Here is a 21412-nt window from a genome sequence, read left to right on the forward strand (position 1 = left end):
CTCGTGATCAACGCGCAGAACTGCGTGCACTGCAAGACCTGCGACATCAAGGACCCGACGCAGAACATCGTGTGGGTCACGCCGGAAGGCGGCGGCGGGCCGAATTACCCGGCCCTGTAGCGCACCATCGAAACGAGAGCGGCCGTGACGCGAAATCGGCGATCCACGCCAGTTCGATACGGCGTCCGAAGTGGACGGCACAGGTTACTTTCGAGGGTATTCCCGATGCCCGGGGCCTTGCCTGGCGGGAGTCGCCGGAATGGACACCTGTCTTTTGCAAGGACACATCTGCCGCGTTGTGTGCACTTGTCCCTTTCGCATCTCCGTCGACTTCGATGATCGATGAAGTCGCGTCTTGCCAGACGCCCTCCGATCGGAGCCGCATGGATACGGGGCCCCGGTTCTTTCGCTTCAAGATCACGTTTGCCCGGCGTGGGTGCCGTGCGGGTCGCCTGGAACATCGGCCCGATGCTGGCATGGGCATTGCATTATCCGTGCTACTTGACGTGCCGCCGGAGGACGGCGGATTCAAGCACAGGGCCGATGCCCCCGAGGTCGCGGACGGTTCGTCGTTTCGCACAGACAGCCGGCGGCATTCGAGGTCGAGCGATAGCAGCAAAAAACAGGAGACAATCGATGCACAACCTTCCATTTTTCGAAACCGCACACCGCGACGCGCGGCGCGGGACAGACGACGCTTCCCATGCGCGGCCATCGGTGATCCGCCTTTCGATTGACTGAACGCCGTCCCGAACGTTGACAGCCGTTCGTTCGGCGCGTCCTCTATCCCTACGATCGAAAGAGAGGTATCAAAGTCATGGAAGGCTTGATTTCGGCTGGCGTCATCGGCCTGAGCCTGGGCACCCAGTATGCGTTGATCAGCATCGGGTTCACGCTCATATTCGGCATCATGGGCGTGGTGAACTTCGCTCATGGCGGTTTCTACATCCTCGGCGGTTACATCGCCTATTCACTGTCCCAGTCCCTGGGCGTGCCGTTTGCGGCAGCGGTGCTGATCGCCGCGTTGGCCACGGGCGTGGTCGGCTATCTGGTGGAAGTCGTGGTTGTGGAGCGGAACGTCTCCGACCATTTGGCGACGATGCTGATGACGTTGGGCATCTATCAGATCATCACGACCGGCATGACGGCCGTCTATGGGGCCGAGCCGATGAATTTCCCGTTCCCGGTGACCGGCTCGCTGCGCGGTCCGGGTTTCTATATCCCTTACGCAAACCTGATCGTCTTCGGCGTGTGCGCGCTCGCGATCGGCAGCGTCTATTACCTCGTCTTCAGGACCCGATACGGTATTGCGCTGCGTGCGATGGCAGACGACAGCCCGGTTGCGCGCGCACAGGGAATTCGGCCCGCGCGTATGTTCCCGCTGGCGTTTGCCATTGCAACGGCGCTGGCGGGGCTCACCGGCGCACTCGTCACGCCGATTCTTGCGTTGGAGCCTTCCAGCGGAGATGCCGTGCTCGGCAGGGCGTTCATCGTCGTCGTCATGGGCGGACTGGGCAGTGTCGGCGGTGCCACGATCTCCGCATTCGTCGTCGGCCTCGTGGAGGCTTATGCGAGTGTCTATCTCGGCGGTTCCCAAGGCGCGCTCGTGCTGTTCGTGATCGTGATGCTGATCCTCTTGGTTCGCCCGCAGGGGCTGTTCGGTACCGTTACACGCAAGGCCTGAATTATGAAAATGACCTATCGTCGCCGTGACTTCATGCTCGACATATCGGGCGTGATCGTACTGCTACTGCTTCTTATCGTACCCTTCGCGTCAACGGACCCGTTCATGTATTCGCTGGCCGGTCAGTCCGCCATCGGCGTGTGTGCCGCGCTGGGCATCTACATCATGCTGCGGCTTGGGCTCCTGTCGTTCTCCGCGCCGTCTTTCATGGCGCTCGGTGGCTATGCCGCCGCCATCGCGGCGAATGCCGGTACGACGAACCTCGTTCTGCTCATGCTGATCAGTGCGATCGTGCCGGCGCTCGTGGCGCTGCCGCTCGGGGCGTTGGTGCTCCGACTCAAAGGCGTGTACTTCATTTTCATTACGTTCGTCTTCAACGAAATACTTCAGATCGTCATCTTCCAAACGCCGACATTGACAGGCGGTGCCAACGGGATCACCGGTGTCCCGCCAGCATTGCTGTTCGGGATGGGTGCCACGTCGCCGGCGACGGTCGTCGTCGTCACTGTTGCCATTTGCATCGTCTCCGCGTTGTTTACGCTTGGCATGACGCACGTTCTCCGGCCCGAGTTCTCGTCGATCGAGGAGAACGAGACGCTCGCGGAAAGCCTGGGCGTTGCGCCGTGGAAATATCGCACCATCGGCTTCGTTACCTCGGCCGCCGTATCCGGACTGGCGGGTTTCGCACTTGTCAACATGCTCTCGACCGCCCATCCGAGCTCGTTCACCACGTGGTCGGTGAACAGCTACATCGCGTACGTCTTCGTCGGGGGCCGCGGATCGTTGCTGGGTGTCGTGGTGGGCAGCCTTCTGCTCATCACGATGAACGATGTTTTCAGCAGCTACGCTCAATTGTCGTCCGGATTGTTCGGGCTGCTGCTCGTCATCGTGATGATGATTGCACCCGGCGGCATCGTGGGAACACTGACGAACGTGTTTGACAAGATGAGGGTACGCCATCGCGGCGTACTTCAACCGCGTATCGAGGATCGTCGAGCATGAGTTCGCCTATTGGTATTTCAAAACAGAGCAACCGAGCGCCCGTGCCGGCGACATTGCAAGTCGAAGCGATCACCAAGCGATTCGGCGGCCTGCGCGTATTCGAAGGCATTTCATTCGAAGTGTCGGCGGGCGACGTGCTTGGCGTGATCGGCCCGAACGGCGCGGGCAAGACTACGCTGATCAATGTCATGAGCGGCATGCTGCCGCCGACGTCGGGACGCATTTTGCTGGGCGGGCAGGTCATCTCCGGGATGCGGTTCTACAACGTGGCACGTCTTGGTGTCGCTCGCAGCTTCCAGCAGACCAACACGTTCAAGAGCGCGACGGTCGAAGAGAACCTGTTTCGTGCGCAGCGCTTCAGCACGATCCATTCGAATGCGGATCTCGGCATCGAAGCGTTGCTGGACGAGTTCGGTCTTGCACAGCACCTTTACGACCCGAGCGACAAGTTGCCGTATGGACTCCAGAAAATGCTTGGCCTGGTGATGGTGCTCGCTTCGAGACCCCGATTTTTGCTTCTGGACGAGCCGGCCGCAGGGCTGGAGGCCCGGGAGCGGCCGCAGGTGGACCGCTTCATCGAGCATGCGCGCAGCGTGCTGGGCTGCGGCGTCCTGATCGTGGAGCACGACATGGATATGGTCAAGCGACTGTGCCCGCGCATTGTCGTGCTCGAGGCGGGGCGGCTTCTCGCTGAGGGAGCGCCGGGCGATGTGCTTTCCCGCCGTGATGTCATCGAGGCCTATCTGGGCGTGAGTGAGGAATGAAAATGCTGAGCATCGAGAAGCTGGTCGTTCGTTATGGCGGCATCGTGGCCCTACGGGAAGTGTCGATCGACGTGAAGGAGGGCGAAACGGTCCTGTTGGTCGGCGCGAATGGCGCGGGCAAGTCGAGCCTGATCAATGCCGTAGTCGGTCTGGTTCCCGCGATATCCGGTCAGATCCGTTTTGCCGGGAAGGACCTGGTTGGTGTCTCGTGCCCGGGCCGAGCCCGTCTGGGCATCGGCTATTCGCCGGAGGGGCGCCGGATATTCCGCTCGCTGAGCGTGAGGGAAAACGTCCTGGCGGGCACGCTCGGTATTTCGAAGATGCAGGCGCAAGCGAACCTCGAGTGGATGGAGCGGACTTTTCCGTTGCTCGCTGAGCGCGCAGACCAACCGGCCAACCAACTGAGCGGCGGGCAGCAGCAGGTCGTCGCGCTGGCTCGAGCGGCAAGCACGCTGCCCAAACTGCTGCTTTTGGACGAACCGTTCCTCGGACTGGCACCCGTCTGGATCGAGCGCATCAGCGAGTCGATTCGGGAGCTGCAGCGTCGCGGCACCACGATCCTGATGACTGAACAAATGGCCCGCCCCGCGCTTAAGCTTGTCGACCGCGCGTACGTCATGCGTGGCGGCGAGGTCCGGCGAAGCGGCACGGTCGACGAGATTCGGGATGTCGCGCTCGCGGAGGAATATCTTTGAATTCGAATTCACATCAAGACAAGGTGATGCAATGACGAACATGTTTCCGTACCCGCAACTGAAGGCCGGTCGCGATGAGCCTATCATCGATCCCGACCTGCCGATCATCGACTCAGCTCACCATCTCTTTGACAGACCGGCATTGCGCTACATGTTCGAGGATTACCTGGCGGACGTGAACGCGGGACATCGAATCGTCGCGTCCATCTACGTGGAAACGCTTGCCTTCGCACGCAAGGATGGCCCGGAGGTGCTGCGGCCGCTTGGCGAGGTTGAGTTCGCGAACGGGGTTGCGGCGATGAGCGCCACCGGCGCCTATGGCGATTGCCGCGTCTGCGCGGCGATCGTCGGGAACGCGGACCTGCGATTCGGGTCGGCAGTGGCCGAATTGCTCGACCGGTCGCTTGAAGCCGCGCCAGAGCGATTCCGGGGCGTTCGGCAGATCACGATCGAGGATCCGAGCGATGCGCCTTTCCGCTATGTCACGAACCGGCCGGCGCCCGGAATCATGAAATCCCCGGGATTTCGTGCCGGCTTCCAGGAGGTGGCAGCACGCGGCCTGACGTTCGATGCGGCAGTGTTCCATCACCAGATGGCCGACGTTTGCGAGCTTGCCGATATGTTTCCCGATACGTCCATCGTCCTCAACCACCTGGGCCAGGCGATGGGCATGGACATGGACGCCGACGGCCGTGCCGGCGTGTTCGCGCAGTGGCGATCGGCAGTGCGCGAGGTGGCGCGCCGCCAAAACGTGCTGTGCAAGATCGGCGGCCTGGGATTGCCGTTTTGGGGGTTCGGTTTCGAGAAACGCGCGGAGCCGGTCGGCTATCTGGAACTCGCGGATGCGTGGAGGCCCTATGTCGAGACCGTCATTGATGCTTTCGGCGTCGAGCGCTGCATGATGGAAAGCAATTATCCGCCCGATGGTCGATCGTGCGGATTCGTGCCGATGTGGAACGCGCTGAAGCATATCGTCCGGGGCGCATCGGCTCGAGAAAAGGCAGCGCTTTTTCACGATACCGCAGCCCGCGTTTACCGCATCGACCTTTCCTGAACCGGGCGTCGTGCGCCGTGGGCGCGCGAGCAGATTGCTCGACGCGCCGCACCAACCCGGCGAGAAGATCCACGGTTCAGCCTGCCGTCCGCGCATCGTGGACGGCAGGCGCGATGTCTCAGTGAGATGGAATGCCCGCCGTGGAGCCGCCGTCCACGGGCATGACGATGCCCGTGACGAAGCTGGCATCATCCGACAGCAGAAACGCGATGGCGGCGGCAACCTCTTCAGGCTCTCCCTCGCGGCCGATCGGATGCGCCGCGCGAATGCGCTTTTCGTTTTCCGGATCCTCGAACATCACGGCTGTCATCGGGGTGCGAATCATCCCCGGCGCTACGGCGTTCACGCGGATACCGTAAGAGGCAAGTTCGAGCGCCATGGTATGCGTGATGCCCGAGACGCCGAACTTCGACGCGGAGTATGCGAGGCGGTTCGGTACGCCGCGGATTCCCGCCCCCGACGAAACGTTGACGATTGCCGCGGGTGTTTTCGCTTCCGTCGCGACGCGTGCAAATGCCTGGCAGACGTTGAACGTTCCATCGAGATTCACTGACAGGACGCGATGCCACGCCTCCGGATCGAAATCCAGCACGTTGCCCACGCCGCGGATGCCGGCGGAGTTCACGAGCCCGTGAAGCGGGCCGAATCGTCGAGCGGCGTCGGCCACGATGGCGTTGACGTCGTCGCGATTCGACACGTCCATCGCGACGGCGTGGATACGGTTAGTCGGGCCGAATTCCGAGGCGACCTTGTCAACATCGCCCTTGCGTACGTCTGCTGCGACGACCAATGCACCCTCGTCGAACAGACGTCGAACACACGCCGCGCCAATCCCGCTGCCGGCTCCCGTTACGAGGATCGTTTTCCCTTCAAAACGCTTCATGTCACCTTTTCCTTTTCATGTCGAAGCCACCACGTGCGGTCGGGCAACGCGGTCGAGACGCACGGATTCCGGATGTGGTCTCGTTGCTCCGCGATGCCGTGGCGATCGAGAGATTCGCCGAAAGTCGCGCGGTAGCGCGGACGCCCCATACGGCCTTCGGCGATTAACCGCACTATCCGAGGTTCACGGCGTCGCGGGTTCCGACGCAATGGCGATGCGTCGATCCTTTTGCCTTTTACCGTTCGCGATCACGCCCATCCCGATCGGGAAGGCGAGCTGCTGATTGATTCCGTATTGCGCCTTGCCGCGCCATCCGCCTTTGCCGAGGTAGCGGGATTCCGGCGTCGTCTCTCGCAACGCGGCCGCGATCTTTTGGCCATCCTGATCGGTTCCGGCTCGCGAGATCGCACGCAGAAGATGCTCCGCGGCGAGTGCGGACGGATAGAACAGCGTGTTGTCCGGCACCTTCGACTTCATCACGCGCTCGTAGTCGGCATTCAGACGCTGGATGCCGGGGTCGTCCAGCGGAGCGAGTTCGAGCCAGTAGAACGCCTTCTGGGTTGAAATGTCTCCCACGGTGTTCAGCACCACCTCTGCGCCGCTGCCGAGGTCACCGAACGCGCCCGTGTATCCGGCGCCTAGCATTTGCTTGACTAGGACGCCGGCTTCACCCGGCGGCATCGGTCCGAACTCCACCGATTCGGGGCCCATGCTCATCAGGCGGGCCACGATGGGCGCGAAGTTCGTGGTGCCGCGTTGATAGAATTCGAGCGTCGCCTTGGCACCGGCCTTTTCGTACTCCTGGACCAGTGCTTTGCCTGCATCGGTGCCGCCCTGGTCGTTCGGTGCAACAACGATCACCTTGTTGAATTTGAACTCGTCCCTTGCGGCTTTCACGACATAGGCACCCCAGACCTGCGGCGTGAGTGATACCGCGAAGGCGAGCGGATATTGCGTGTTGATGACATCCTTCGCGTACGAGTGCGCGAAATTCACGATGCCGTACCGCTTCGCGATGGGCTTGAATCCCGCCAGTTCGACCGACGGAACCGGGCCCACAGCCGCATGAACCCCCTGGCTCGCGAAATAGTTGGCGGCGGCCGCTCCACCGGCAGCGGTCGCTTGCGAGTCATAACTCGTCGGCACCACCTTGCACTTGCGGTTGCCGACTTGCAGGCCGCCATTGGCATTGGTATAGGCGGCCTCGAACTCGACGGCGGCTTTCTCGGCGAGGCCCTGCGACGATCCACCGCCGCTCATCGGGCCGAGCACGCCGATCTTGACTTCGCACGATTGTGCTGCCGCCGGCGTGCAAACCGCCCAGGATGCGGCGAGCGTCGCTGCGCAGGCCGCCGCTTTGGCCGTGTTCCAATGTTTCGCCATCAAAGTCTCCTTCTGGTAGTTATCTATGGGTGCAAGTCCGGAAAGGGCGCTACCTCATCCGAACACCCGAATCGGCCCGAAATACCTAGCGCTGGGCGCGAAAAAGATTGGCTTCGCGATTCGACCGAAAACGGATAGCCGTTTTTCGGCCCGGCGATAACCGATCTGGCAGTAATGAAGCAATTGCGATGCCAACGGACGCCGGATGTGCTGCCGATCTAAGGAGAAGCGTCGCACGCGGGCGCGCCCGGTGTGATTCGACCGTCGCTGATACGGACAACTGTGTTTCCCGACGACATGCACGAGCAATAGCGACGTTCCGGCGATCGCGCGATCGCCGTGGCGGCGTATGGGGTGGCGCCCAACGAAGCTGGTACGGAACCTGCAATCGATTCGCGCCTGAGCGGAATGAAACCGCGACGCGGCATATTTTGGAAAAGGGGCTGTACATGAAAGTCGGGTATATCGGTTTGGGCGCGATGGGGGCGCCGTTGGCACAAAGGCTCATCGGCACATACGACCTGTGCGTCTGGGATATCAATACTGCGGCTGTCGCCGAGTTCGAGAAGCTCGGTGCGGGCGTCGCATCATCCGCGGCTGAGCTGGCGTATCGCTGCGACGTCCTGATGCTGTGTCTGCCGCGCACGGAGAACGTGCGGCAGGTGATCTTCGGCGCACAAGGGCTGGCGCAAGGGCTGACGCCGGGAAAGATCATCATCGATCAGACGAGCGGTGTGCCGGAGCAAACCCGGGACATCGCACGCCAATTGGAGGCAAAGGGCGTCGCGATGATCGACGCGCCGGTGGCGGGCGGTGTGGCGGCCGCTCGCGCGGGCAAGGTGACCATCATGGTTTCCGGTCCCGATAGTGCCTATCAGACAGTATCGCCGATCCTGCATGCAATCAGTTCGAACGTCTTCCGATGCGGGGAACGGGTCGGCGACGGGCAGGCAATCAAGCTCGTCAACAACGTGATGAACGCGGCATGCCGCCTGGCGACGCTGGAAATCGTCGCGATGGGAAGAAAGTCGGGACTGCCGCTCGCGACCTTGACTGACTTGCTCAACAAAAGCACGGCTCGGAACCGCATCACGGAGACCATGTTGCCGGCCATTGTCGAAGGCAGGGCCGCGACCAACTTCGCGCTTCCCCTGATGGTGAAGGACGTTCGTCAAGCGATCGAACTCGGCATGAATGCCGGTGCGCCGATGCCTGTGTCGAGCATCGCGCTCGGCTTGCTGCAGACCGGCGTCAATACGTTGGGGCAGGATGCCCGGCTCGAGGATGTCGTCAAGCTGATCGAGTCGATGGCGGGCACGCGGCTGCGTGATGATGCGATGTCGATGTCGATGTCGATGTCGACGTCGACGGCAGCAACGGCGGGGCGGGACGAGCTGACGGTCGGCTATGTCGGGCTTGGCGCCATGGGCGCGGCGCTGGTGCGGCGTCTGATGAAGTTTCGAAAGGTGCAGGTGTTCGATGTGCGGCCCGATATCGTCCGCGATCTCGAAGCCGACGGCGCGGTCGCGGCGTCGGACTTGCCCTCGCTGGCACGCGACTGCGACGTCATCATGATTTGCGTGCCCGACTCGACAGTCGTCCGAGAGGTTGTGTTCGGAAAGGGGGGGTTAAGGGAAGGCCTCGCCGCAGGCAAGGTCGTCATCGATCAGACGACGGGCGATCCGTCCGTCACGCGACAGACGGCAGAGGAACTCAGGGCGCTGGGCGTGGCGCTAGTGGACGCGCCCGTTTCAGGCGGTCCGAGCGGCGCGCAGGCAGGTACCGTGGCGATTATGTGCAGCGGGGCGCAGGACGTGTGCGCACGCGTGCGGCCGCTTCTCGAATCCATCAGCCCGAACGTGGTGTATTGCGGCGAAACCGGATATGGGCATATCGCCAAGCTAGTCAAGAACGCATTGGGTGCGTGCAATCGGCTGATCGCGTATGAAGCCGTGGCGATGGGTATCAAAAACGGCCTGAAACTCCGGGACATGGAGAAAGTGATCAACAGCGGTTCAGGGTGGAGCGCTACGTTCGAGCGTGTCGTTCCTGTTCTCGCGGCGGGCGGCCGGTCGGCGAGCCTGCGGCTGGAACTCATGGTGAAGGACCTTCGGCTTGCATGTGAGACCGCCATGAATTGCGGGGCGCCGATGTTGATTGCGAATGCGGTCCGTAATGCGGTCGAGGCCGGAGCGAACGAGCTTGGGGGAGACGCCAATATCGACGAACTGGCCAGGCTGTTCGAAGCGCGGGCGGGGATCACGTTTGCCGCTGCATGAGCGGGCCATTCTGCACGCACCGGTGCGGCAGCGATGAAGGCGCGGCGAGCGGCACGTGTCGCCGCGGTGGACACGAATCGGGCAGGCCGTCGCCGGCGTGGACAGTTTGTCGGCACCCGTAGACTGCGACGTTCCTGCGGCAAGCATGGCACGTCAATTGCAAGTTGATGGGCAACCTCGTTCCACGCGTTCGCGCATACAGACAATGAACCAGACCTTTCGATCGATCTCCTTTCAACACATTGCCCCGGAATTGCGACTGTACTGCGGTGAGGAAAGTCTCGCTGCCTTGGCGAGGGAGATCAAGCGCAGTGGGTGTCAGCGTGCAGTGATCGTCAGCGGTCGGTCAGTCGGCTCGTCCAATGCGATGCAGCAGTTGCGCGATGTGCTCGGCCCCGTGCTGGTCGGCGAATCTCCTACGGTTCGGCCGAATAGTCCCGTGCGCGCCGTGGAGGAAGCGGCGCGTGCGCTGAGCGCACTGGACGCAGACGCCGTGATCGCGGTGGGCGGTGGGTCGGCCGCCGTCACGGCGCGTGCGGCAAGCATCCTGCTCGCGGAGAAGCGGCCTGCGCACGAGCTTTGCACCCGCAGGCTCCCGGACGGCGCGTTCGATAGTCCTCGGCTTGCCGCTCCCAAGCTCGCGCAATTCGTTGTGCCGACCACACCCAGTACGGCGTTCGTCAAGGCGGGAAGCGCCGTGCATGACGAGGAGACGGGACAGCGGCTTGCCTTGTTCGATCCGAAGACGCGGGCCAAGGCAATCTTCCTTCACTCGGGGTTTCTCGGCACCGCACCGGCGGCGCTCGTCGAGGGTGCGACGCTCAACACGCTTTCCACTGCAGTCGAGGCGCTGGAGTCGCCGCGCTGCGACCTCGTGTCGGAGGCGATGTTGACGCAAGCGCTACGACTTGTCGCGCGCAACATCGACCGCATGTCGCCCGAAGACGTCGCGGCTCGGGAACGTTTGGCGATCGCCGCCGTTCTTTGCGGCCGGGGTACCGAGCAGTCGGGCGGCGGGCTTTCGTCGGTACTCGCACACGCAATCGGTCATCGAAGCGACGTATCGAACGGGATCATCAACGCAATCGTGCTGCCGCACACGATGGGTTTCAATAGCCCGGCGACGCACTATACGGTCGGGCGCATTGCCGAAAGCCTATGGCTTCCGCTGACTGCCGATTCGGACCAGCGGTACGCGATGTCGGCCGTCGAGATCCTTGAGCGCCTGCTCGCGAAAGTGGACATTCCCCGGAGGCTTCGCGACATCGGCGTGGCCCGGGAGGCTCTCGATCCGATCGCGGAAGCGGCGATGCAGGACTGGTTCATCAAGCGTAGCCCCCGTGAGGTGACGAACGTCGCCGATGTGCGGGCGATCCTCGACGCAGCGTGGTAGGCAATAACAATCTCGGAGACGGAGGCTTCTCGTGAAGCACGCTTCTTTTGACTGTCGATTCGCGGCGTGCGCCTTCGTGGTGGTCAGGGCAACGACGGCTTCGGCATCCGACCAGTTTCCGGTCAAGCCCGTGCATATCGTGGTGGCGATGGCGCCTGGCGGCATGGTCGATACGGTCACGCGTTTGCTGGCGCCAAAGCTGGGGCAGAGCCTGGGGCAGCCGGTGATTATCGAGAATCGCGGCGGCGGAGGCGGCCTGGTCGGCATCCGCTATGTGAAGGATGCGGCGCCGGATGGATATACGCTGCTGGCCACTTCGGCGGATACGCTCGGCCTCCAGTCGGCAGTCCGCCAGGATCCGGGCTTTGTTCTCCGCAGGGACTTTGCGGGAGTGGGGCCGATGGTCGAATCGCCGCTTTTGCTCGACGTTGGCGCCGGCCAGCCCTTCAAGACATTCGGCGAACTGGCCGCGTACGCGAAGGCGAATCCGGACAAGCTGACCTACGGATCGGGCGGCGTGGGCAGTGCGACTCACTTTGCGACGGCCGCATTCCTGCAGCGGACCGCTCTGAAGATGATGCACGTTCCGTTCAAAGGCAACGGGGAGGCGCTGCCTGAAGTAATGAGTGGACGCATCTCCGTCATCTTCGACGCGCCAGTCAGCAGTGCTCCCTATCTGAAGGCAGGGAAGCTGAGAGCCCTGGCAGTGACATCCCCGAAGCGCCTCGCTGCCCTTCCGGACGTGCCGACGGTCGCCGAGGCCGGTTATCCCGACTACAGCTACGTTCTGTATCAAGGGCTGATGGCGCCGGCCGGAACGCCGCCGGCCGTCGTTCAACGCCTGTCGGCGGCGTTGCAGGCGGCCCTGTCGGACAAGGTGCTGGCGGACCGCCTTCGAAGCTACGGGCTCGAGCCGGTGGCCATGTCGCCCACGGCGTTTACGAATCTTCTTTTGAAAAACGAAGCCGGGAAGGCAAAGCTGGCCGCCTATGTCGGCATGCCGAAGCAGTAGCCGGCGGGATCGGCAAGCAGGTGACGAACGCCGTCGACATGCGAGGCATCCTCGACGCGGCGTAGCAGGAAATCAAGGTCTTGGAGAAAGGATTCTCTTATGAAGAAAGCATTGTTTTGCCGCAGACTGGCGGCGGGCACATTCGTCCTGTTCAGCGCGGCGGCCGCTTCGGCGTCGGACCCATTCCCCACCAAGCCGGTGCATATTGTGGTTGCGACGGCGCCGGGTGGCCTGGCAGACACCGTCACCCGCTTGCTGGCGCCAAAGCTGGGGCAGAGCCTGGGGCAGCCGGTGATTATCGAGAATCGCGGCGGCGGAGGTGGCCTGGTTGGCATCCGCTATGTGAAGGATGCGGCGCCGGATGGATATACGCTGCTGGCCACTTCGGCGGATACGCTCGGCCTCCAGTCAGCAGTCAAGCGTGATCCGGGCTTCGTTCTCCGCAAGGACTTCACGGGCGTGGGGCCGTCGGTCGCGGCACCGCTTTTGATCGAAGTCGGCGCCAGCCAGCCCTTCAAGACGTTCGGCGAACTGGCCGCGTACGCGAAGGCGAACCCGGACAAGCTGTCATACGGATCCGCGGGCGTGGGCAGTACGACTCACCTTGCGACAGCTGCGTTCCTCCAGCAGAGCGCCTTGAAGATGATGCACGTTCCGTTCAAAGGCAACGGGGAGGCGCTGCCTGAAGTAATGAGTGGTCGCATCTCCGTCATCTTCGACGCGCTGATCAGCAGTTCTCCGTATCTGAAGGCAGGAAAGATGAGGGCGCTGGCGGTGACATCCCCGAAGCGCGTCACTGCCCTTCCGGACGTGCCGACGGTCGCCGAGGCCGGTTATCCCAACTACAGCTACGTTCTGTATCAAGGGCTGATGGCGCCGGCCGGAACGCCGCCGGCCGTCGTTCAACGCCTGTCGGCGGCGTTGCAGGCGGCGCTGTCGGACAAGGCGCTGGCAGACCGCCTTCGGAGCTATGGACTCGAGCCGGTGACCATGTCACCACGAGAGTTCACGGATCTCCTGTTGAAAAATGAAGCCGAGAAAACAAAGCTGGCCGCCTATGTGGGCATGCCGAAGCAGTGATTTGCACAATGAAATTTGGAGGAGTTGATTCATGACGTCATATACGCGTCAATTGGCAGATTTTGCAGCAGGACTCAAACTGGCCGACGTTCCGGAGGATGTGCGCAATCGCGCGAAGCTGATCATGCTCGATGGTCTCGGATGCGGGTTGTTCGGCGCAAATCTCGAGTGGACCCGAATCCTGGCTGGCGTCGTCGGCAAGCTCGAACCAGATGGCGGCCGAGCATCGGTGTGGGGGCGGGGCGAAACGGCATCTGCGGTGAATGCGGCGCTACTCAACGGCACGATGATTCAAGGTTATGAGCTGGACGACGCGAATCCGGCTTCCATTCACAGCTGCGCCGCCGTGCTGCCGGCGGCGCTCGCGGCGGCCGAATTGGTCGGCACCGAAAACGTAGATGGCGAAACTCTCCTGACCGCCATCATCGCAGGCTTCGAAGTCGGCCCTCGCGTGGGCCTGTGCATGAACGGCAACAAGATGCTGGTGCGGGGCTGGCATACGCCCGGCATCTTCGGACCATTTCCGGCGGCGGTGGCGGCCGGCATCGTTCTCGGTCTCGACGGCGAGCAGATCTACCATGCGTTTGGTATTGCGGGTGCCCAGGCGTCCGGCATCATGGCCGCCCAGTTCGGCTCGATGGTGAAGCGGATGCTGTCGGCGAAGGCGGCGCAAAGCGGGCTGTATTCGGCACTACTCGCTGCGGACGGATTTACCGGCATCGAGGACGTGTTCGAGGAAACCTATGGCGGATATTGCACCACCTTCACGCAGACCGCCGACCAGTTCGACTTGTCGGCGCTGACCAGCGAGCTCGGCACGCGCTGGGAAACGATGCGGATTTCGATCAAGCGGCACGCGGCAGTCGGCACGAATCTGTCCGCACTGGACGCGATTGAGGAGCTCATGGAGGAAACGGGCCTGACCGCGACCGACGTCGAGCGAATTACCGTGCGAATGACCGAGGATGCGGTGCGCCATTCATTCTGGACACCCTACATCCCCAACGGTCTGACGGCGGCCCAGATGCATCTCGGCTTCTGCATCGGCATGAAGCTCATCGACGGTGAGGTGTTCGTCGATCAGATGATCGACGAAAACGTCGGCCGACCGGATCTCGTTGAATTCGCGAAGCGCGTCGATGTGGTGCGAAGCGAAGCGCGCGAGCAAAAGGGCAGGGCGTTTGCGCGAGGTGCTGATGTCGAGATTCTGCTGACCAGCGGAAAGAAATTGAGCAAGACCGTCGACAACTTTCTCGGAAGTTACCAGCGTCCGATGAGCGATGAACTGATGGCGGCCAAGTTTCGCCGCCTCGCATCGAAAGCGCTGCCTGTGGATCAGGTGGGCCGCCTGGAGGCCGCTGTGTGCGCGCTCGAACGTGCCGACTCTACAACAGAGTTGCTTCGTCTTCTGCAGTTGCCCCAGTGATGAATCGAGCGGTTCGTCCGGCGATATGCGAGTGGATAGGGAAAAGTGGAATGATACGTATGATGAATGGGCGATCCTCATCGTAGGTACGGTTTCGTCAGCGACGAAGCGGCAGTGCGGGCGGTCGCCACGGTGACGTCGAAAGATTGATGAGTCCGATAGACAGGTACTGTCGATTCGGCTCACTAATCATTGGGTATCGTGGTGATAGGCTATGTCCGCGGTGAAGACACATCCAAAAAAAGCGATTCAATGATCGCCACGGAGACATAGGGATAACACCATGGAGACACTCGATTTGGCAAGGCCTGGTGTGACGGCGGCGTCGCTGCGTGGCGTTTTGATTCTGTCGTCAGACGGAAAGGAGATGATGGCGACCGGTATCGTCGAGCAACGCGAAATGGCGACGAGAATCATCGCGGGTTGGCACGAAGCACGGCGTCGCCAGCAACACCTTTTCTCGGTTGAAGGTCCCGATTCTTCGTCGGTTGTGGTAATCGTGTTACCGGCCACGGACGCGACGATACTCGTTGCGCTGCTTCGAGATGGACGCGATGCGCTGTTCGAATTCGTCGGTTCCGTTGATTTCGCGAGCGACATCCTCAGTCATTTTCTGACGAATCCATTCGAGGCGCTGACCGTCGTCGATCGCGACGGGGTGCTGCGGTATATCAGCCCCGTCCATGAGCGCTTTTTCGGAATGAAACCTGGCAGCTCGGTTGGCCGTCACGTATCCGAGGTAATCGAAAATACACGGCTCGATCAGGTCGCGTCGTCCGGTAAGGCGGAGATTGGCGCAATTCAGGAGATGCGAGGCGTGACGCGGGTTGTCACGCGACATCCGATCAAGAACGCTCGTGGGGAGACCGTCGGCGCGATTGGTCAAGTCATGTTCAAGGGACCTGAGCAATTGCAGTCGTTCTCGACGGAGTTGACGAAATTGAAGTCGGAGGTGGCGTACTACAGGCGCGAGCTGAAGGATCTGAAAAATCGGAGCTACGGTCTGGATCAGATTGTCGGGGACAGTCAGGCGATGCAGCGCTTGAAGCAGCAAATCGTGAAGGTTGCGCCGCTCGATGTACCGGTTCTGCTGACAGGGGAAAGCGGAACGGGCAAGGAATTGGCGGCGCACGCGATTCATAAGTTAAGCGCCCGGCGGGATGGCAATCTGGTGATGGTGAACGCGGCGGCATTACCGTCGACGCTGGTCGAGAGTGAGCTGTTCGGTTATGAGGGCGGGTCATTCACCGGTGCTGAACGCAAAGGCCGGCGCGGCAAGATAGAGCAGGCAGATGCCGGGAGCCTGTTTTTCGACGAGGTCGGAGACATGCCGGCCGACGTGCAGGTGAAGTTGCTGCGCGTGTTGCAGGACGGGTCGTTCCAGCGTGTCGGCGGAACCGAAGCACGAAACTCCAATTTCCGTTTGATCAGCGCGAGCAACCGCAACTTCGAAGCGATGATTGCCGACGGGACGTTTCGGCTCGATTTGTTCTATCGAATCGGAGCGGTCGTCATTCGACTACCGGCGCTTCGCGAGCGACTCGACGATATCCCGCTGCTTGCGGATCTGGCGCTTGACCAGTTTGCGGAACGGCACGGGCAGCGGCCGAAGCGGCTGTCGGACCATGCGCTTGCCTATCTCCAAGCACATTCATGGCCGGGTAACGTGCGACAGCTGATGCATACGGTCGAGCGGGCCGCCATATTCAGCGACACGGACATCATTGATGCAACCGACTTCGGCATCATCGATCTGTCGGATGCAGGTCCTCAGGCGGCCGTGATGGCTCCGACGTTCTCGAATCAGTCGTCGCATCCGCCTTCACTGGGCCAGTCGGACACGATGCGCGTGAGTAGCGCAGTGGAGCAGGTCGAGGAGCAACTCATCCGGAAGGCGATGACGCAATTCGGCGGAAACAAGAAGCGAGTGGCTTCGAGCCTCGGAATCTCGCGGTCATATCTATATAAACGGCTTGCCCAAATGGGGATGACCACGTCTTGACAGACCGTGTGAGGCCGGATAGCGGAGTCACATGATTGTGACGATGCAAGCGCGTCTCTCGTTTGCTCGATGGCATATTGTTTGTGGGATTGCTGACGGAATGGCTTTTACGACGTCAGCGATCGCGAAAATATCAGGCGATGCCGTGCACACCGGATCGCCGAGCCCGACAAAGCTGCGAACCTGATTCGCGAGCGCAGCGGGTGACGTGATTCAGACGCCAGATACGATCGTCGAGCCTCGTGCTCGTGTAGAAGACAATCGTGCTTACCGTGCGGACAATCGATTCGAAATCGTTCAATGGTCGGCCTGAGAGATCGGTTGAGTGCCACGAATAGATCTGATGGCACATCTCTTGCGAGGTGGTTTGCATACCTCAACCGTTAAAACCGAGACAATGCGAAAATTCGAGCAGTTCTACATTGATGGCGAGTGGGTCGATCCCGTCGAGTCGCGGCCGTTTGACCTCGTCAACCCCGCGACGGAGGAGACCTTCGGCGTCGTGGCGTTGGGAAGTGCCGCGGACGTGGACCGAGCGGTGCAGGCAGCCAAGCGTGCGTTCCCGGCCTTTAGTGCCGCGTCCAAGCAGGAGCGGATCGAACTCCTCGATAACATCGTCGCGGTCTACCTGCGCCGCGAAGACGACATCATGGCGGCACTCACCGAGGAGATGGGTACGCCGTGTTCGTTGAAACAACATACGGCGTCCGGCCTTGCCGCGCTTCGGCAGGCAATCGAGACGCTCAAGGGTTACGAATTCGAGAGTTGGCTGGGCGTCAGCATCATTCGTCGTGAAGCGATTGGCGTGGCCGGGCTCATTACCCCCTGGAACTGGCCAAACCAGCTCATTTGCAACAAGCTCGCGTCGGCCTTCGCAGCAGGCTGCCCAGTCGTGCTGAAACCGTCTGAATTCACGCCCGTGAGCGCGTTGATCCTGGCCGAAATTCTTCACGAGGCAGGGGTGCCCAACGGGGTATTCAATCTTGTGAACGGCGACGGTCCAACCGTCGGCAACGCGATCAGCGCGCACGAGGATATTGGCATCGTGTCGTTTACCGGCTCGACCCGTGCCGGGATTCTCGTGGCCGAGGCGGCTGCGTCGTCGGTAAAGCGTGTCGCGCAGGAACTCGGCGGCAAGTCGGCGAACATTGTCCTGCCGGACGCCGATTTGCGGGCGGCCGCGGTATATAACGCGACACGTGGTTTTTCGAACAGCGGGCAGTCTTGCCATTCTCCGACGCGCCTTCTCGTGCATCAGGATCAACTCGAAGAAGTGCTCGGCTATCTTCGCGAAGCCGTCGCCGACATGTGTATCGGCGACCCGAAAAACCCCGCAACGACACACGGCCCGGTGGTTAATCGCGCACAGTTCGATCGGATTCAGCACTACATCAATGTGGGCCTCGAGGAAGGCGCGCGTCTGGTTTGCGGGGGCCCAGGCCGTCCGGACGGGTTGGACCGCGGATTCTTCGTTCGTCCTACGATTTTTGCCGATGTCACTCCTGATATGACGATTGCTCGTGAGGAAATCTTCGGGATGGTCACTTCGGTCCTGACGTACAGCACGGTAGAACAAGCGATCGAGATCGCAAACGATACCGAATATGGACTTGGTGCATACGTCTTCACCAAGGATCGCGAAAAAGGACTGAACGTCTGTCGCAAATTGAACGCTGGTCGCGTTTTCTTCAACGGTGCGCCCGCGAACACAGTCGCTCCGATGGGAGGGTATCGGAAATCGGGTAACGGTCGTGAAATGGGCGTGTTCGGGATGGAGGAATATCTCGAAACGAAGGCCATGATCGGTTTCGCCTGATTGTCTGTCGCGGCGCCGTGGCTATCGCTGTCGGGGGCTGCCGACAGCCAGGGCAAGCGGCGCCTTAGCGGTGCAATGTGTTGCAAAAAACGGGGCGCGAGCTGATGAAGCGCGGTTCTCGGATTCCAGGAGAATGCATCGGTGGCGAGCTTCAGTTCCCTGATTCAGCAGGTTGAAAGGAGAAAACCCGTGGCGCAAGGTGGTCGCTTTCTGCTCCTGTTTGCCCTGACCTTGTTGATGCTGGGTTCCGCGAACGCCTACGAGAGTGGGCTGAATCGAGCTAATCGCGTGATCCCTGTTCCGACTACGGTCAGCCCGGAAATTCAAACGATAATCGCGGCGGGGCCACCTCCATTTTGGGACGATCATCCGAAGACACGGGCGGAATGGAAACGCTGGGTTGGCAGGTTGGCAGACGCAACTGACAAACGCCTGGCTGATCTAATCTTGAAGATGGGTGTGACAGTTCAGCCGGAAAAGATCGCAGGGGTCAACGTTTTTAAAGTCTTGCCAAACATTGTGTCGGAACGCAATGAGAACAGACTTTTTCTCAATCTCCACGGAGGCGGCTACGTATTGAATCCCGGTAGAGCAGGGCTGTACGAGGCCATTCTGATGGCTGGCTTCGTACACGCCAGAGTGTTGGCGATCGATTACCGCATGCCACCTGACCATCCCTATCCGGCAGCCTTGGACGATGCGGTTGCGGTTTATAAGGAAGTCATAAAAGGCACGGATCCCAACAGAATCGCGGTATTTGGCGATTCAGCCGGCGGCGCCTTGACGCTGGCTTTGGTCCTCCGCGCCAAAGCGGAAGGACTGCCTGTTCCCGGGGCCATCGCACCGGGCACGCCGTGGTCCGATCTCACCGAGACTGGCGACACGTACTTTACTAATAGAGGTATCGACAATGTGCTTGTCAGTTACAGCGGATGGCTTGGTGATGCGGCGACGCTGTATGCGAACGGGCACGATCCAAAGGATCCGATGCTTTCCCCCGTTTATGGTGATTTTCACGGTTTCCCTCCTGCGATACTCACGACTGGGTCTCGTGATCTGTTTCTAAGCAACACCTTGAGAGTTCATCGCAAGATGCGAGATTCCGGCGTGACGGCAGATCTGATCGTTTTCGAAGGCTTGTCTCACTATCAGTATCTCCTTTCTCCCGATGCACCGGAGACCAAGGCGCACTTTGCGGATCTGAGCGCGTTCTTCGACAAGTATCTGCATCCCTAACGATATTGCAGGCGTATCTCACCGGTTCCGGCAGTCCGACTGGACCCAATCCAACTCGTTAGCAAACGGTGCCTTGGCTATTGCATGGACACATCTCCTGGGTGCGCCATTCCTTGACTAGCTGCCGGCGGTTGCGAGTGTAGCGTTCGGCGAGAACGTCCGCGGTAGCAATGTCATCCATACCGATCACTCGGAATCGGCTATCCAGCTCGCACCAGGCGGCGATAAACCGCTTGCCGTCGATCAAACCCAACATGATCGGCCAGACAACTTGTTCGTCAGTGGGTGCATGTTCGATCGACAGGGTGATACGCAACTTGCGCTGTTCGCGAAGCGCCCGGCGGATGTCGCTCAAGTCGAGTGCCGCTTGGGTCTTCAGCGGGTGACCCACGTAGACCGTATCGTCCTGGAGTGCCGTTCGCATGTCAGGGGGCAAAACAGCGTCGATCTTGGCCAATGCATTCGTCACGGCAAGGGCAAGTGCGTCGTCCGTTTGGTGGCTGACCCACTGCGCTCCGATGACTAGCGCCTGGATTTCATCCGCAGTGAACGAGAGTGGTGGCAGAAGGAATCCTGGTCGCAAGATGTAGCCGACACCCGGCTCTCCATCGATATCGGCGCCCATGTCTTGCAGCGTTGCGACGTCGCGACGGATGGTGCGTAGCGACACGCCGAGTTCCAGCGCAAGCGCTTTTCCCGACACTGTTCTTCGGTGTCGTCGAAGCGCTTGCATCAGATCGAACAGTCGATGACTTCTGGCCATGCTTACTCCATCGCCACGACGCCTTTGCCGCCGAGCTTACGGCCTCTTTCCAGCTCGGTAATCAGCTGGATGGCACCGTTCAGGGAAACGATTTCTCCAATGGGAATTTTGAATCTGTTTTCCCGAGCGGCGCTCGCCAGCTTTTCCAGAAGCTCCGCCCGCGGCGAACCGATGATGGGCTTGAGCCGTCGATCGAAAATCGCCCGAATAAGCTTGGCCGGGCCTGGGTCAAGATCCAGGAACACGCCGCCGCGGCACAGCATGGCCAGGCCGTCCGATACCGTCATGGTGGTCGCGGTATCGTAAACCACATCGAAGCGTGTAGTGATTTTCGATAGATCGCTCGTCCGGTAATCGTAGATGTGCTGTACACCCAGTGATGTTGCTCGCTCCATGTCTCGGGCACTACAGCTGCCGGAGACGACGGCACCGAAAAGTTGGGCGATCTGCACGGCCGCTTCACCGACCGCTCCGGCACAGCCATTGATGAAGACGTGCTGGCCGGTTCGCAGTTTCGCTTTGTCGATCAGCCCGTTCCATGCCGTGACACCGGGGGTGCCGAGGCACGCCGCGGCCTCGAACGAAATGTTCTCGGGCTTCGTCGCTAGAAAGTCATCCTTCGTCACGACTGCTTCCCCAAGCGCGCCGCTTTCCTTGAAGCGGGCGAGACCGAATACCGCGTCGCCTGCTTTGTGGCGCGTCACACCGGCACCGACGCCGATGACCGTCCCCGAAAAATCCATGCCCATCGCGCGGGGAAAAGCCTCGCCGGTAACAATCTTCATCTGTCCATTGCGTAACTTCCAGTCGATCGGATTGATGGCGGCAAACTTGACCTGCACGGCCACTTCGCCTTTGCCCGGCGCAGCCAATTGGAAATCCTCCACGCGCATGAACTCCGGGCCGCCATAGCGGCTGTATTGAATGCGTTTCATGTGTG

General features: G+C 61.0%; 18 protein-coding genes. 14 read left to right on the plus strand and 4 right to left on the minus strand.

Annotated features, from left to right (window positions below; translation table 11 throughout):
• The 6 genes from DFS13_RS32905 to DFS13_RS32930 all read left to right on the plus strand — a co-directional run.
• Nucleotides 1-120, plus strand: a 120-nt coding sequence (locus DFS13_RS32905) for a 4Fe-4S dicluster domain-containing protein (protein ID WP_146610046.1), incomplete at its 5' end; no start/stop codon positions are given.
• Nucleotides 121-817: 697 nt separating this feature from the next.
• Entirely contained in the window at nucleotides 818-1684 is an 867-nt protein-coding gene (locus DFS13_RS32910) for a branched-chain amino acid ABC transporter permease (RefSeq protein WP_111442627.1), read from the plus strand.
• Nucleotides 1685-1693: 9 nt separating this feature from the next.
• Nucleotides 1694-2686, plus strand: a complete 993-nt coding sequence (locus tag DFS13_RS32915) for a branched-chain amino acid ABC transporter permease (RefSeq protein ID WP_166677942.1) — start codon at nucleotides 1694-1696, stop codon at nucleotides 2684-2686.
• Nucleotides 2683-3450 carry an ABC transporter ATP-binding protein gene (locus DFS13_RS32920; protein WP_111442629.1) on the plus strand — a complete coding sequence of 256 codons (768 nt, stop codon included), beginning with the start codon at nucleotides 2683-2685 and terminating at the stop codon, nucleotides 3448-3450. The genes DFS13_RS32915 and DFS13_RS32920 overlap by 4 nt, the downstream gene beginning before the upstream one ends.
• Nucleotides 3451-3452: 2 nt before the next feature.
• On the plus strand, nucleotides 3453-4145 hold the full coding sequence (locus DFS13_RS32925; protein ID WP_059623744.1) for an ABC transporter ATP-binding protein: 693 nt from the start codon (nucleotides 3453-3455) through the stop codon (nucleotides 4143-4145).
• A 31-nt stretch (nucleotides 4146-4176) separates the two neighbouring features.
• Complete coding sequence (locus tag DFS13_RS32930) at nucleotides 4177-5199, plus strand: amidohydrolase (protein ID WP_241308701.1); 1023 nt, start codon at nucleotides 4177-4179, stop codon at nucleotides 5197-5199.
• A 118-nt stretch (nucleotides 5200-5317) separates the two neighbouring features.
• Here DFS13_RS32930 and DFS13_RS32935 read toward each other — a convergent pair whose 3' ends face one another.
• Together DFS13_RS32935 and DFS13_RS32940 are read right to left on the minus strand one after the other, a co-directional pair.
• Nucleotides 5318-6082: an SDR family NAD(P)-dependent oxidoreductase gene (locus tag DFS13_RS32935; RefSeq protein ID WP_059623746.1), complete on the minus strand. Its 765-nt coding sequence runs from the start codon at nucleotides 6080-6082 to the stop codon at nucleotides 5318-5320.
• A gap of 183 nt (nucleotides 6083-6265) precedes the next feature.
• Nucleotides 6266-7465 (minus strand): ABC transporter substrate-binding protein, encoded by a 1200-nt coding sequence (locus DFS13_RS32940; RefSeq protein WP_059623748.1) that lies wholly within the window; start codon nucleotides 7463-7465, stop codon nucleotides 6266-6268.
• Nucleotides 7466-7914: 449 nt separating this feature from the next.
• Between DFS13_RS32940 and DFS13_RS32945 the strand changes: the two genes are divergently transcribed.
• From DFS13_RS32945 to DFS13_RS32980, 8 genes are all read left to right on the plus strand, one after another.
• Complete coding sequence (locus DFS13_RS32945; protein ID WP_124455149.1) at nucleotides 7915-9744, plus strand: NAD(P)-dependent oxidoreductase; 1830 nt, start codon at nucleotides 7915-7917, stop codon at nucleotides 9742-9744.
• Between the two features lie 205 nt (nucleotides 9745-9949).
• Complete coding sequence (locus DFS13_RS32950) at nucleotides 9950-11137, plus strand: iron-containing alcohol dehydrogenase family protein (RefSeq protein WP_166677943.1); 1188 nt, start codon at nucleotides 9950-9952, stop codon at nucleotides 11135-11137.
• A gap of 31 nt (nucleotides 11138-11168) precedes the next feature.
• The gene (locus DFS13_RS32955) at nucleotides 11169-12149 is read left to right on the plus strand and encodes a tripartite tricarboxylate transporter substrate binding protein (protein ID WP_111442633.1); all 981 of its coding nucleotides are present in this window, start codon (nucleotides 11169-11171) and stop codon (nucleotides 12147-12149) included.
• 99 nt (nucleotides 12150-12248) lie between these two features.
• Complete coding sequence (locus tag DFS13_RS32960) at nucleotides 12249-13229, plus strand: tripartite tricarboxylate transporter substrate binding protein (RefSeq protein WP_111442634.1); 981 nt, start codon at nucleotides 12249-12251, stop codon at nucleotides 13227-13229.
• A gap of 31 nt (nucleotides 13230-13260) precedes the next feature.
• Nucleotides 13261-14655, plus strand: a complete 1395-nt coding sequence (locus tag DFS13_RS32965; protein WP_063808274.1) for an MmgE/PrpD family protein — start codon at nucleotides 13261-13263, stop codon at nucleotides 14653-14655.
• A 283-nt stretch (nucleotides 14656-14938) separates the two neighbouring features.
• Complete coding sequence (locus DFS13_RS32970) at nucleotides 14939-16657, plus strand: sigma-54-dependent Fis family transcriptional regulator (RefSeq protein WP_059620118.1); 1719 nt, start codon at nucleotides 14939-14941, stop codon at nucleotides 16655-16657.
• Nucleotides 16658-17054: 397 nt separating this feature from the next.
• Nucleotides 17055-18473 carry an aldehyde dehydrogenase family protein gene (locus tag DFS13_RS32975; protein WP_059620116.1) on the plus strand — a complete coding sequence of 473 codons (1419 nt, stop codon included), beginning with the start codon at nucleotides 17055-17057 and terminating at the stop codon, nucleotides 18471-18473.
• 141 nt (nucleotides 18474-18614) lie between these two features.
• Complete coding sequence (locus tag DFS13_RS32980) at nucleotides 18615-19709, plus strand: alpha/beta hydrolase (RefSeq protein ID WP_241308702.1); 1095 nt, start codon at nucleotides 18615-18617, stop codon at nucleotides 19707-19709.
• Between the two features lie 58 nt (nucleotides 19710-19767).
• Here DFS13_RS32980 and DFS13_RS32985 read toward each other — a convergent pair whose 3' ends face one another.
• Together DFS13_RS32985 and DFS13_RS32990 are read right to left on the minus strand one after the other, a co-directional pair.
• On the minus strand, nucleotides 19768-20472 hold the full coding sequence (locus tag DFS13_RS32985; protein WP_111442635.1) for a YafY family protein: 705 nt from the start codon (nucleotides 20470-20472) through the stop codon (nucleotides 19768-19770).
• A gap of 2 nt (nucleotides 20473-20474) precedes the next feature.
• Complete coding sequence (locus tag DFS13_RS32990) at nucleotides 20475-21407, minus strand: NAD(P)-dependent alcohol dehydrogenase (RefSeq protein ID WP_111442636.1); 933 nt, start codon at nucleotides 21405-21407, stop codon at nucleotides 20475-20477.
• Nucleotides 21408-21412: the final 5 nt, after the last annotated feature.

The organism is Burkholderia sp. 28_3 (assembly GCF_003253915.1).
GTDB lineage: Bacteria > Pseudomonadota > Gammaproteobacteria > Burkholderiales > Burkholderiaceae > Burkholderia > Burkholderia cenocepacia.

Bases quoted from the DNA above. Each gene is read 5' to 3' on its own strand.
- DFS13_RS32910 (WP_111442627.1), top strand. From the start codon at position 818: ATGGAAGGCTTGATTTCGGCTGGCGTCATCGGCCTGAGCCTGGGCACC.
- DFS13_RS32915 (WP_166677942.1), top strand. From the start codon at position 1,694: ATGACCTATCGTCGCCGTGACTTCATGCTCGACATATCGGGCGTGATC.
- DFS13_RS32920 (WP_111442629.1), top strand. From the start codon at position 2,683: ATGAGTTCGCCTATTGGTATTTCAAAACAGAGCAACCGAGCGCCCGTG.
- DFS13_RS32925 (WP_059623744.1), top strand. From the start codon at position 3,453: ATGCTGAGCATCGAGAAGCTGGTCGTTCGTTATGGCGGCATCGTGGCC.
- DFS13_RS32930 (WP_241308701.1), top strand. From the start codon at position 4,177: ATGACGAACATGTTTCCGTACCCGCAACTGAAGGCCGGTCGCGATGAG.
- DFS13_RS32935 (WP_059623746.1), bottom strand. From the start codon at position 6,082: ATGAAGCGTTTTGAAGGGAAAACGATCCTCGTAACGGGAGCCGGCAGC.
- DFS13_RS32940 (WP_059623748.1), bottom strand. From the start codon at position 7,465: ATGGCGAAACATTGGAACACGGCCAAAGCGGCGGCCTGCGCAGCGACG.
- DFS13_RS32945 (WP_124455149.1), top strand. From the start codon at position 7,915: ATGAAAGTCGGGTATATCGGTTTGGGCGCGATGGGGGCGCCGTTGGCA.
- DFS13_RS32950 (WP_166677943.1), top strand. From the start codon at position 9,950: ATGAACCAGACCTTTCGATCGATCTCCTTTCAACACATTGCCCCGGAA.
- DFS13_RS32960 (WP_111442634.1), top strand. From the start codon at position 12,249: ATGAAGAAAGCATTGTTTTGCCGCAGACTGGCGGCGGGCACATTCGTC.
- DFS13_RS32965 (WP_063808274.1), top strand. From the start codon at position 13,261: ATGACGTCATATACGCGTCAATTGGCAGATTTTGCAGCAGGACTCAAA.
- DFS13_RS32970 (WP_059620118.1), top strand. From the start codon at position 14,939: ATGGAGACACTCGATTTGGCAAGGCCTGGTGTGACGGCGGCGTCGCTG.
- DFS13_RS32975 (WP_059620116.1), top strand. From the start codon at position 17,055: ATGCGAAAATTCGAGCAGTTCTACATTGATGGCGAGTGGGTCGATCCC.
- DFS13_RS32985 (WP_111442635.1), bottom strand. From the start codon at position 20,472: ATGGCCAGAAGTCATCGACTGTTCGATCTGATGCAAGCGCTTCGACGA.
- DFS13_RS32990 (WP_111442636.1), bottom strand. From the start codon at position 21,407: ATGAAACGCATTCAATACAGCCGCTATGGCGGCCCGGAGTTCATGCGC.